Raw genomic sequence first — 12794 nt, 5'->3', positions numbered from 1 at the left:
GATTGAATACGGCGTTGATGAGGCCATTCAAGCGGGTATGACCAGCATGGCGGTGGTGACCGGCCGTGGTAAAAGCTCATTGATGGATCATTTTGATAAGAACTACGAGCTTGAGCACCAAATTCAAGGCACCAACAAAGAGCCTCTGCTGGATGACATTCGTTCCTTGATCGACTCCGCTCAATTTACCTACATTCGCCAACGTGAAATGAAAGGGCTAGGGCATGCCATTTTAACGGGCAAAGAACTGGTGGGCGATAACCCGTTTGCAGTGGTATTGGCCGACGACCTTTGCATTAATGAAGACCAAGGTGTGCTGGCACAAATGGCAGCACTGTATCGCCAGTTCCGTTGCTCCATTGTTGCGGTTGAAGAGGTACCAGAATCGGAAACCCACAAATACGGTGTGATTGCGGGTGAGCATTTGAGTGATGACTTGATTCGCATTACCGATATGGTCGAGAAACCAGAGCAAGGCACAGCGCCAAGCAACCTTGCCATTATTGGCCGTTATATTCTCACGCCAGACATCTTTGATATTTTGGAAGAGACTCAGCCAGGCAAAGGCGGCGAGATCCAAATTACTGATGCGCTGCTAGAGCAAGCGAAAAAAGGGTGTGTGATTGCGTACAAGTTTAAAGGTAAGCGTTTCGACTGTGGCAGCGTCGATGGCTACATTGAAGCGACAAACTACTGTTACCAAAACGTCTACCTTAAAGGCAGCAAAGCGGAAATAGACCAAACGGCGACAGAAAAGAAATAGTACTTTAGGCTGTGGTGAATCGTGGTATGAAAGGTTATTTCATCAATTAGGTTCACCACCTTACTCTCCTTCCCCTATTCCAATGCCCTGTAGCTAATAGTTTAAAGAATGGCGTTAAATGGCAAGCTTTAAAGTCATGCGCCTTGCCATAATTCGCTATTCGACCATTCTTCAGCAATAAAGCAATAAAGCAATAAAGCAATAAAGCAATAAAGCAATAAAACAAAAACCAATAATAGGCTTTCCCTGATGTCACTGTTTGAGTATCTCATCGAACTCTCGATGTTCTTCTTTATTTCCCTTGCTGTGCTGTACTGCATGCGCAAAGTCGGTTATGCGATTGGCCTAACCGATAAACCCAATGCCAGAAAGCACCACGAAGGCGTAGTTCCCTTAGTTGGGGGCATCTCGTTATGCATTACCTTGTTGTACTTTCTGTATGTGAATGCAGAGCAGTTCAATAACCTAGAGATAGCTGCCACGTGTTTAACTGTGTTAGTGCTGGTTGGGGTGGCGGACGATCGTTTTGACATCAGCTTTAAGCTCAGAATGGGCGTACAAGCGATGTTGGCGATGGTGATTATGCATTACACCGGGTTAACCCTTTCTCACGTTGGCGATGTATTCGGGTTTGGTGTGTTAGATTTCCCTGTGGTGCTCGACAGCGTGATTACGGTGATCGCCGTGATTGCTGCGATTAATGCCTTTAATATGGTTGATGGTATTGATGGCCTGTTAGGCGGCTTAAGCATGGTGGTGTTTACCTCATTAGGGGTGGTGTTCTTTGCTTATGAACTTGAGTTTTATGCCTTTTTTATGGCGGTCATGGTGGTCATGTTATTCCCTTTTGTTCTGTTCAACTTGGGCTACTTTGGCAAGCTGCGTAAGGTGTTCATGGGCGATGCGGGCAGCATGATGATCGGCTTTATAGTGATTTGGGTATTGATTGGTGGCACGCAGTCCGAAGAAGGGCACTATATTATTCGCCCAGTGACAGCCTTATGGCTAATTGCAGTGCCTTTGATCGATATGATGGCGATCATGATCCGCCGCATTCGTAAAGGGCACTCTCCATTTAAACCGGACCGCGAGCATTTCCACCACATTATGCAACGCATCGGCTTTAGTCCTCGTGAGTCGTTAGTGGTGATCTGCTTAGTGCAATTGCTTTATTCAACCTTGGGGTTATTGGGAGAGTACTTCCAGGTGCTAGAATTCGTAATGTTCTACACTATTGTGGCGTGTTTCTCATTCCACACCTACGCAATGACACACTCGTTTAAGATGGCGAAGATTGTAAGAAAGTGGAAGAAGCTAGAGGAAAAACAACCAGAGGAAACAGCAGTATTATAAGGTGATGGGAATGTAGAAATACCAGCATTCTCATGTGCGCCGGTAAGGCTTCATCTATCGTCTTTTTTATCCATCGATATCTGTTGGTGTTCCTCTGCCAATTCTGTTTTAAGTTGTCATCTCTCAGTTATCACAAGCAAAAGGGCCCAATCTCGATATTAGATTGGGCCCTTTTCTATTCAGGTTATCGATACAATACAAGTACACTTAACTCGATATGTTCAACATGATAGGCTGTCGAGTCTATTGTGCTTTTATACCCTAGTGCGTTTATTCGGAGCATTCATTTTGCTTGATTGGTTAATAAGCCCTGCAGTGCAGGTGATTTTCTTATTCGTTGCTACCGTTTTTGGCTTGATTCGTTATCAGTCTCATTCTGATAAAGTGTTTGGTGTGTTATTACTGACTTTGTTAGTAACTTCGCTGGTGAGCACAGAGCAAGTGATTCAAAGTTTTTCCAATAAAGGTTTGCTTACACTAATGCTGTTGATGATTTGTTCGGTGGCACTGGAGAAGACTAAACTGTTGCGTATTATTACTAACTATGTGATTGGGTCGAATTACCGGCTCACTTGGCTTCGCTTGTTTAGTTTAACAACATTCTCGTCGGCCATATTGAACAACACCGCGGTTGTCTCAACAATGTTGGCACCAATTCGCAATAACCCTCATCATAAAGCCAGCAAGCTGCTTCTGCCTCTTTCCTATGCGGCTATATTAGGTGGCACACTAACCCTAGTCGGAACATCAACTAACTTAATCGTAAATAGCTTAGTAATTGATTCTGGCTTACCAAGTTTGAATTTTTTCGATTTTACCGCTGTTGGTTTATGTTTAGTGTTAGGTTGCGGTGTTCTACTTTTCATTCTTAGTCCCTTGTTGCCTGAGCGTGGTAGAGGCAATGTAGAAATTCGTGATTATCTTATTGATACGGAAGTGTCTGCTCTATCTGATTTGGTTGGTAAAACAGTTGAACAAAATGGCCTTCGACACCTAGAGTCGTTGTTCTTGGTTGAGATTTTACGAAATGGGCGTTTGATATCTCCTGTTACACCTCTGGAAGTGATACAGCCTCATGATCGCTTGCTGTTTAGTGGAGATGTTAAAAAAGTCACTACCTTAACTCAATTTGATGGTTTATCGTTGTTTGCAAGTGATAATGGACTCCCTCTTGATAACCTATCTGAGGTGGTAATTCGTCCTGAAAGCCATTTGATTGGAAAAACACTAAAGCACTCTGGTTTTCGTGCTTTGTTTGATGCCGCGGTGGTTGCGATCAAGCGAGACGGAGAGCCGGTATCGGGTAAGCTAGGTGAAGTGACACTTAAGGCTGGAGACTACTTGGTCCTTGCTGTGGGGGGCGATTATTATTCGAGAAATAATATACGTAAGAATTTTTACTTGCTGAGCGAAGTCGAAACAGAGCAGAGTCTTGATGGTTGGAAGGAAAAACTGGCGGTTGTTGGTTTTCTCGGATCAATTTTGCTAGCGGCGCTGGGAATAGTCTCTCTGTTTAAAGTCATGTTAGTTCTATTAGGTGCGCTATTGCTATCTGGGTGTTTAACTGCAAGTGAAGTTATATACCGTTTACCTAAAAACATTTGGTTGATTATATCTTCAGCCCTTCTTTTGTCTCAGGCGTTAACGAATAGTGGTGCTCTGAGTGGTTTAGAATACGTTGTTCATTCATATGATTATTTGTTTACACCACTCACTGGGTTGATTGTAGTTTATTTGCTGTCTTGGTTGATGACAGAACTTGTCACTAATAATGCAGCAGCTGCGCTGGTTCTTCCAATTGGAATTGAGTTAGCCTCAAGTTTATCGGCAAACCCTCAAGCGTATATACTTGCAGTAGCATTTGGCGCGAGTGCCAGCTTTATTAGCCCGTATGGATATCAAACTAACTTGATGGTGTTTAATGCCGGGCAGTATAAACTACAAGATTTTGTTAAAGTTGGTGTTCCTATGTGCCTGCTTTATGGCGCGATTGTGTTAATCGCAATTCCTGCCTTTATTGGATTGTAATTTTAAGGACTCCTTTGAAATGAATGTTTCTCCAGAGCGAATGACTCACCTAAAACAATTAGAAGCTGAGTCTATTCATATCATGCGGGAGGTGGCTGCTGAGTTTGATAACCCTGTGATGCTGTATTCCGTAGGTAAAGACTCGTCTGTGATGCTGCACTTAGCGCAAAAAGCGTTTGCTCCGGGCGTACCTCCCTTTCCATTGATGCATGTTGATACCACGTGGAAATTTAAGGAGATGATCGAGTTTCGTGACTATATGGCCCAAAAGTTAGGAATGAAGTTGATTGTTCATCAAAACCCTGAAGGGGTAGAAATGAACATCAGCCCGTTTGTACATGGTAGTTCGTTACATACAGATATCATGAAAACGCAAGGCTTGAAGCAGGCGTTGGACAAGCATGGTTTTGATGCGGCCTTTGGCGGAGCACGTCGAGATGAAGAGAAGTCTCGTGCAAAAGAGCGTGTTTACTCCTTCCGTGATGAACACCATCGTTGGGACCCTAAAAATCAACGCCCTGAGCTATGGAACATTTATAACGGCAAGGTGAATAAAGGCGAGAGTATTCGCGTATTCCCACTTTCAAACTGGACTGAGCTCGATATTTGGCAATATATCTATCTAGAGAATATTGAAATCCCTGGCTTATACCTTGCTGCTAAGCGACCTGTTGTTGAGCGTGATGGTATGCTTATCATGAAAGATGATGAGCGTATGGAGCTAAAAGAAGGCGAGGTTGTTGAAGAAAAAATGGTTCGCTTCCGTACTCTTGGTTGTTACCCACTTACAGGGGCTGTGGAATCTGAAGCAGCAACGTTGCCTGAAATAATACAAGAGATGCTGCTGACGACGACTTCAGAGCGTCAAGGCCGTGCTATCGACCACGACAGTTCGGGATCGATGGAGAAGAAAAAACGCGAAGGGTACTTCTAAGCTGTCATGACAACTCCTTATCAACGTAAAGATCACGACTCGGTATCAGCGGATGTGGTGTGGCACAACTCGACGGTGACTCACGCAGAGCGCGTTGCTCTAAAACAGCAACGGTCAGTTTGCTTGTGGTTTACTGGTCTGAGTGGCTCAGGTAAATCCACCGTGGCCAATGCGGTGGAAAGCAAACTATTGCAAATGGGCAAGCACAGCTATCTTCTCGATGGTGACAATGTGCGCCATGGCCTCAACAAAGACTTAGGTTTTTCAGATACTGACCGTATAGAGAACATCCGCCGCATTGGTGAAGTGGCGAAACTGTTTGTGGACGCAGGCAACATTGTCTTGACCGCGTTTATCTCTCCTTTTATCTCAGACCGCAAGCAAGTGCGTGATTTAATGCAAGACGGTGAATTTCTTGAAGTGTTTGTGGATACGCCTCTTGAAGTGTGCGAGCAACGTGACCCGAAAGGCTTGTATAAAAAAGCCCGCGCCGGTGAAATTAAACACTTTACTGGCATCGATTCAGAATACCAAGCGCCTTTGAATCCCGAGATTCATCTTAAAACAGAGAAGCTAAGTATTGAAGCGTGCGCTGACTATGTTGTAAGTGAGCTTGAGAAGAAAGGCTATCTGAACCTAAAGGATGAAGCGTAATGCATTACGATGTATTTAATGGCGATGCTGATGGCATCATTGCGCTACTGCAACTTCGCTTTGCAGAGCCAAAAGAGTCGACTCTCGTCACGGGTGTGAAGCGTGACATCAAACTGCTTAAGCAAGTGGACGCGGAAAAAGCGATTTCGGTTACCGCGCTCGACATATCCATGGAGAAGAATCTGCTTGAGCTGGAAAGTTTGCTTGCAAAGGATATTCCCGTATTTTACTGCGACCACCACCGCAGCGGCGATATCCCAAACTCTGACAAGCTTGAAGCGCTGATCGACCTTGATGCTGAAGTGTGTACTAGTTTACTTATAAACAAAAAGCTTGATGGTCAATATGCTAAGTGGGCGGTGGCGGCAGCGTTTGGTGACAACCTGTCTGTTTCAGCACAAAAACTGGCACAAGAGATTGGTTTGACCGACTCAGAGACTGAGTTTCTAAAAGAGCTTGGCACACTAATTAATTACAACGGTTATGGTGCAACCCTTGGTGATTTGCATATCGAGCCTGCAGAACTGTATCGGCAGTTGAGCGAATTTGAAGATCCGCTTGTATTGCTTGATGATGAAAATTCACCGTATCACGTATTAAAAACAGGTTATGCCAACGACCATGCGAAGGTGACTAACATTGAGCCTTCCCATGTCGACGCGCTATGTAGAGTGTTTGAACTACCGTGTGAAGCTTGGGCGAGACGCATCAGTGGCGTTTTTGGTAATGAGCTTGCCAATCAAAACCCCGAATTAGCTCACGCTGTGTTAACACTAAACGCAAATGGTGAAGATTACACAGTGAGCGTGCGTGCGCCGTTGAATAATCGTTTCGGCGCCGATGAGATTTGTTCATCATTCCCGACTGGAGGAGGGCGTAAGGCCGCTGCTGGCATCAATCAATTGCCAAAAGACAACGTTGAAACGTTTACTCAAGTGCTGAGTGACTTCTACCAGTAATGAAATAATCAATACCCACCTAGGTCTCTGTGTGGGCTAACAACAGAATTTACGTTTGGGCAGGAAAGCCGAAGCGGTGAATACATTAGGAGAGCGTTATGTCTCATAGCTCCGAGCTAATCGCAACCGATATCGAAGGATATTTAAAGGTCCATGAAAACAAAGACCTACTGCGCTTTCTAACGTGCGGTAATGTCGATGATGGTAAGTCTACATTGATTGGTCGTCTGCTTTATGATTCAAAGCTGATATACGAAGATCAAATGGCAGCGATAGAGAAAGATTCCCAGAAGTTTAATACCACCGATGGAGAGTTCGATCTGGCGCTGTTAGTCGATGGCCTTCAGTCAGAGCGTGAGCAGGGTATTACCATTGATGTGGCATATCGCTACTTTTCTACGGATAAGCGCAAGTTTATCATCGCTGATACTCCGGGGCATGAACAGTACACGCGTAATATGGTAACGGGGGCATCTACCTGTGATCTCGCGATTGTAATGGTTGATGCTCGTTACGGTATTCAAACGCAAACTCGTCGTCATAGCTACATCTGCAGCTTGTTGGGTATCAAACATATCATAGTAGCTATCAATAAGATGGACTTGATGAACTACAGTCAAGATGTTTATCAAAAGATCAAGGCCGATTATCGTGAGATGGCTAAGAATTTCGATATCGATGATATTCGTTTTGTGCCTATCTCTGCATTAAATGGTGACAATGTAGTAACACCAAGTGAAGCTATGGATTGGTATCCGGGTGCTACGTTAATGAAGTTGCTGGAAACGGTGAAAATAGGCCAAGGTAAAGACTTTAATAGTATGCGTTTCCCTGTGCAGTATGTTAACCGTCCAAACCTTAATTTTCGTGGTTTTTGTGGTACGCTGGCCTCAGGACTTGTTCAGGTAGGTGACGAAGTTACAGCCTTGCCTTCCGGCAAACAATCGCGTATCAAATCAATATATACTTTTGATGGTGATCTCGAAACCGCACGTCCTGGTCAAGCGATTACTATAACGCTTGAAGATGAGATCGATGTGTCACGTGGTGACATGCTTGTACACAACGGTCATGAGCCAAATGTGACCAATAAAGTGCAAGCGCATGTGGTGTGGATGGATGAAAACCCAATGCGCACGCACAAAGAGTATACTTTTAAGTTTGCGACCAAATCGTGTACGGGCAAAGTGACCGCAATCCCACATAAGATTGATGTGAATACGCTAGAACAACATGCAGAAAATAGTGAGTCTTTGGAACTGAATGAAATTGCACTGTCAGAGATTTCATTGACTGATAAGATTGCCGTAGACACTTATAAAGCCTTACCGCAAACCGGTGCTTTTATTGTGATTGACCGCCATACCAATGTGACTGTCGGTGCTGGTATGGTTGAAACTGTGGTAAATGGAAGTGAAGAGCAAGGTCGTGTGTATTCTCAAGCAGAGAAAGACTTGAATGCGTATGTACGTAAACACTTCCCTGAATGGGGGTGTACTGAAATATAAAGTGAAAATCCACATTGTCATAGAATAAAAAATGGCCAAGTTCATATTGTGAATTTGGCCATTTTTGTTTCTCGATTCGTTACAAACCTTGAGCTGTAGTTTAAAGCCTACCTTTATGTAAATTAATACACTTTCTCGGGAAGGTTGCGCCAACTTCTAATCCAGCTTGTGATACGCCAAACATAGCTCATTGCGACGGTGTACGAAACGAAGCAAAGCATAAACAGGATGAACATGGTTGATTCAGATATCCCCAAGAACTCACCGTAGATCCCGAAGCTGGCAAAGCCACTGGCGATCAAACAAATGGTGGCCAGCGTCTGGCGTGATGTAAAACCAAGGCGCTGGAAAATGTGGTGTAAATGTTCACGATCGGGTTTGAATGGGGAATCGCCACGTCTTACTCGCCTAAACATGATAGCGGCCATGTCCATTAACGGAATAGCAATCAGCCATAACGCCGTGATCGGTCGCATGAGCGCTTCAGAAGGATCTTGGCTGGCACCAAGCAGTAGCCAGATGACAGTAAAGCCAATCATCATGCTGCCAGCATCGCCCATGAACACTTTGCGTTCTCGGCCTAGAAGCCCGAGGTTCATCAAGATATAAGGGATAGTCGCGGCAATGAATACGGCGCACAAATACGCTAGGCCGTGTTGGCTATCGATTTTTAGCAAAATGGCGATACCTGCAAAGGTGACGATAGCGAGCCCACCTAATAGGCCGTCGATACCATCAACCATATTGAACGCGTTAATAGCTCCAATCACCGCAAGTATTGTGACGACCGGGCTTAAGAATCCTAAATGTAATTCACCTATGCCAAAAATATTGCCAATGTTTTCTAGGCGAATATCGGCAAAGTGCATCATGCAAATGGAAAGAATTGCTTGAACGACAAGCCGAATTTTGAAGCTAATATCAAACTTATCATCGAGCGCGCCGATAACGATAAGCACTGCGATAGAAGCTAAAAAAAGTTGGCTATGCGGTATCACATTGGGGTGAGTGAGTATGAACTGGGCTATCGATAAGCTGATTGCGATTCCGCCTACGAGTGGGATCGCTCCGTTATGCAGTTTTCGTTCGTTGGGTTTATCTACTAATCCGACGGCTTTTGCTGCTTTTCGCATAACAAAGAGCGACGAAAAGGAGAATAAGCCAACAAATGATAGCTCTAATAACATGATGAACTCTAGCCAAATTTTTAATGGTTTTTATTTACGTGTAGCTTACGTTAAAACTATCAATATGTACACTTGGTTGAGTATGATGTGTTCACTTTTTTGGAACGAAGTCTACATTTTTAAATGTGCGCCAAGGCTCATATTTAGTGTAAGTATTGCGTTGTTATGCGCTGTCTAATCCCTAATGTTGCCTCGGAGTCTTGAACACAAAATGATATTTTTTTTCACATCCGCCCCGCCTACCTGAGACGTTTCTTGATCTTCCGCTACAGTTTTGACTGTAAACTGTAGTAAAATTACGCTAATTTGTTTTTATACCGATTTATTTTGAATTGAACGAGGTCAGTCCTATGTCAGCTAAGAAGCCAATGGCTCTAGTGATCCTTGACGGTTACGGTTACCGTGAAGACAACCAAGACAACGCTATCGCGAACGCTAAGACACCAGTATTAGATGGTCTTATTGCTAACCAACCTAACACGCTAATCTCTGCTTCTGGCATGGATGTAGGCCTACCTGATGGCCAAATGGGTAACTCTGAAGTGGGTCACACCAACATCGGTGCTGGTCGTGTGGTATACCAAGATCTTACTCGTATTACTAAGTCAATTGCAGACGGTGAGTTCGGCCAAACTGAAGCGCTAGTGAATGCTATCGACAAAGCTGTGAAAGCGGATAAAGCGGTTCACATCATGGGTCTTATGTCACCAGGTGGTGTTCACTCTCATGAAGATCATATCTACGCAGCAGTTGAAATGGCAGCAGAGCGTGGCGCAGAGAAAATCTACCTACACGCATTTCTAGATGGCCGTGACACGCCGCCACGCAGCGCAGAAAACTCTCTACAACGCTTCCAAGATCTGTTCGCTAAACTAGGCAAAGGTCGTGTGGCTTCTTTGGTTGGTCGTTACTACGCAATGGACCGCGATAACAACTGGGATCGCGTTCAAACTGCATACGAGCTGCTAACTGAAGCAAAAGCAGAGTTCACATTCGACACGGCAGTTGCTGGCCTAGAAGCCGCTTATGCTCGTGACGAAAATGATGAGTTCGTAAAAGCGACTGAAATTAAAGCTGAAGGTGAAGAGTCTGCTGCGATTGTAGATGGCGATGCAGTTATCTTCATGAACTACCGTGCCGACCGTGCTCGTCAAATCACTCGCACATTCGTTGCTGATTTTGCTGGTTTTGAGCGTAACGTATTCCCAGCTATCGATTTCGTGATGCTGACTCAATACGCTGCTGATATCCCACTGCTATGTGCATTCCCACCGGCTTCTCTAGAGAACACTTACGGTGAGTGGTTATCTAAGCAAGGTAAAACGCAGCTACGTATTTCAGAAACAGAGAAATACGCGCACGTGACTTTCTTCTTCAATGGCGGTATCGAAGACGAGTTCGAAGGCGAAGAGCGTCAACTTGTTGCTTCTCCAAAAGTTGCAACTTACGACTTACAGCCTGAAATGAGCGCTCCAGAACTCACTGAAAAGCTAGTTGCAGCAATCAAAGGCGGCAAATACGACGCTATCGTTTGTAACTTCCCTAACTGTGACATGGTTGGCCATACTGGCGTTTACGATGCAGCGGTTAAAGCCGTAGAATCTCTAGACGAGTGTCTTGGTAAAGTGGTTGAAGCAATCAAAGAAGCTGACGGTCAACTGCTTATCACAGCAGACCACGGTAACGCAGAAATGATGGTTAACCCAGAAACGGGCGGCATCCATACTGCACACACTAACCTACCAGTGCCACTTATCTACGTAGGTAACAAAGACGTTGAGTTCAAAGAAGGCGGTAAGCTGTCTGACCTTGCACCAACAATGTTATCTCTAACGGGTACAGAAATCCCAGCTGAAATGTCAGGTGATGTTTTAGTTAAATAGCTTTTAACTTTCATCTAATACCAGAACGGCTGCACGCGAGTGTGGCCGTTTTTTTGTATCTGGGTTTTGAGGAATAGATGCGAGATACGAGTAAACGGGATTCGAAGAGCGTAAGAGCAGATGTGGGATGCGAGTAAGCGAGATGAGAAGAGCTTAAGGGTAGATGTGGGGTACGAGTAATCGGGATTCGAAGTGCTTAAGAGCAGATTCGAGATGCGAGTAAGCGGGATGCGAAGAGCTGAAGGGCAGATTCGGGATGCGAGTAAGCGAGATGAGAAGAGCTGAAGGGCAGATGCGGGATGCGAGCAAACGGATCACGAACAGAATGAGAACCGTACATGTTTTCGCATCCCGAATCTCTCTACTCTCATCTGCTCTATCTCGTCATTCCAGAACTGAGGGACGAAGTGTCTGGAATCTCATGTCATGTCTGATGTGTCGCATTAAGTACATTGAGAGAGATTCCCTATCACGCTCGTCCCTCGCTGTAGGGAATGACGTAATTAAAGGGGCTAGGTTCGGGATCGAGTGACGTGTTTTTCGCATCTCGTCACTTGCTACTTTCATCTTTCTTTACAATTGAACGCTCAAAATCCAACAACCACTCTTTGCGGTTCATGCCTCCGGTATAGCCGGTTAATGTGCCATTGGCACCTATCACTCGATGACATGGAACTACAATACTAAACGGGTTCTTGCCGTTCGCACCACCCACCGCTCTCACTGCTTTGGGGTTGCCCATTCTCTTTGCTTGTTCGCCATAGCTAATAGTTTCGCCATAAGGAATAGAAGTGAGAGCCTGCCAAGCTGATTTTTGAAAGTCTGTACCTTTTATTGCTCTCAATGGCAAATCAAATTCAGTTCGCTGACCAGCAAAATACTCGTCTAGCTGGCGAGATACCTTGATGCATAATTCATCGGGATTGCAAGTTATAGTCTCATCATGGTTTACATGGTCTATTTCAATAATTGCTTCGCCATTGCTAACAATGATCATCTTACCAATCGGTGCTTCGTAGAGCATTTTGTAAGTACTGCTTTCCATGTCATCTTCCTCCTTTTAGTCTTTTTCTACTCTAAAGCACTTCGTATCTCGATACTCGAATCTCTCATCTGCTCTTAAATCTTCTCGCATCTCGACATCGGAATCTCGTATCCGCTTTATATATTGCAATCCCTTAAACCGTCATTCCAGAATTGAGGGACGAAGTGTCTGGAATCTCAAACAACGCGGCATTAGCCATGGATAATAGATTCCCTACTGCGCTCGTTCCTCGCTATAGGGAATGACGTGGTTGAACAAAGGGTAGATACGGGATACGAGTAAGCGAGATGAGAAGAGCTTAAGATCGAGGGCGTGATTCGAGTAAACGGTTCACGAACAGAATGAGAACCGTACATGTTTTCGCATCCCGAATCTCGCAACTCTTATCTGCTCTAAACCGTCATTCCAGAACTGAGGGACGAAGTGTCTGGAATCTCAAACAACGCGGCATTAGCAATGGAGAATAGATTCCCTACTGCG

At 44.7% G+C, this 12794-nt stretch carries 10 protein-coding genes; 8 read left to right on the top strand and 2 right to left on the bottom strand.

Annotated features, from left to right (window positions below; translation table 11 throughout):
• Position 1 precedes the first annotated feature (1 nt).
• From BCT81_RS15795 to cysN, 7 genes are all read left to right on the top strand, one after another.
• Positions 2 to 763 (top strand): sugar phosphate nucleotidyltransferase, encoded by a 762-nt coding sequence (locus tag BCT81_RS15795; protein WP_241908222.1) that lies wholly within the window; start codon positions 2 to 4, stop codon positions 761 to 763.
• 249 nt (positions 764 to 1012) lie between these two features.
• Positions 1013 to 2116, top strand: coding sequence for a UDP-N-acetylglucosamine--undecaprenyl-phosphate N-acetylglucosaminephosphotransferase (gene wecA / locus BCT81_RS15790; protein WP_102425049.1), 1104 nt, complete (start codon positions 1013 to 1015; stop codon positions 2114 to 2116).
• 288 nt (positions 2117 to 2404) lie between these two features.
• A complete protein-coding gene (locus BCT81_RS15785) occupies positions 2405 to 4144 on the top strand; it encodes an SLC13 family permease (RefSeq protein ID WP_102425048.1) in 1740 nt (579 codons plus the stop codon).
• Between the two features lie 19 nt (positions 4145 to 4163).
• Positions 4164 to 5078, top strand: a complete 915-nt coding sequence (gene cysD, locus BCT81_RS15780; protein WP_102425047.1) for a sulfate adenylyltransferase subunit CysD — start codon at positions 4164 to 4166, stop codon at positions 5076 to 5078.
• Positions 5079 to 5084: 6 nt separating this feature from the next.
• Positions 5085 to 5732: an adenylyl-sulfate kinase gene (cysC, locus tag BCT81_RS15775; RefSeq protein WP_102425046.1), complete on the top strand. Its 648-nt coding sequence runs from the start codon at positions 5085 to 5087 to the stop codon at positions 5730 to 5732.
• Positions 5732 to 6691, top strand: coding sequence for an acetyltransferase (locus tag BCT81_RS15770; protein ID WP_102425045.1), 960 nt, complete (start codon positions 5732 to 5734; stop codon positions 6689 to 6691). Before cysC ends, BCT81_RS15770 begins: the two co-directional genes overlap by 1 nt.
• A 98-nt stretch (positions 6692 to 6789) precedes the next feature.
• Positions 6790 to 8199, top strand: a complete 1410-nt coding sequence (gene cysN, locus BCT81_RS15765; RefSeq protein WP_102425044.1) for a sulfate adenylyltransferase subunit CysN — start codon at positions 6790 to 6792, stop codon at positions 8197 to 8199.
• Between the two features lie 122 nt (positions 8200 to 8321).
• Here the strand turns inward: cysN and wecA (BCT81_RS15760) are convergent, their stop codons facing one another.
• The gene (gene wecA / locus BCT81_RS15760) at positions 8322 to 9386 is read right to left on the bottom strand and encodes a UDP-N-acetylglucosamine--undecaprenyl-phosphate N-acetylglucosaminephosphotransferase (RefSeq protein ID WP_102425043.1); all 1065 of its coding nucleotides are present in this window, start codon (positions 9384 to 9386) and stop codon (positions 8322 to 8324) included.
• A gap of 350 nt (positions 9387 to 9736) precedes the next feature.
• Between wecA (BCT81_RS15760) and gpmM the strand changes: the two genes are divergently transcribed.
• Positions 9737 to 11269 carry a 2,3-bisphosphoglycerate-independent phosphoglycerate mutase gene (gpmM, locus tag BCT81_RS15755; protein ID WP_102425042.1) on the top strand — a complete coding sequence of 511 codons (1533 nt, stop codon included), beginning with the start codon at positions 9737 to 9739 and terminating at the stop codon, positions 11267 to 11269.
• A 550-nt stretch (positions 11270 to 11819) separates the two neighbouring features.
• Here the strand turns inward: gpmM and BCT81_RS15750 are convergent.
• Positions 11820 to 12314 carry a methylated-DNA--[protein]-cysteine S-methyltransferase gene (locus BCT81_RS15750; RefSeq protein WP_102425041.1) on the bottom strand — a complete coding sequence of 165 codons (495 nt, stop codon included), beginning with the start codon at positions 12312 to 12314 and terminating at the stop codon, positions 11820 to 11822.
• Positions 12315 to 12794: the final 480 nt, after the last annotated feature.

This window comes from Vibrio sp. 10N.261.52.A1 (assembly GCF_002876325.1).
Classification (GTDB): Bacteria; Pseudomonadota; Gammaproteobacteria; order Enterobacterales; family Vibrionaceae; genus Vibrio; species Vibrio chagasii.
The sequence above is the reverse complement of the archived record's forward strand: the minus strand, read 5'-3'. Positions and strand labels throughout refer to the sequence as shown.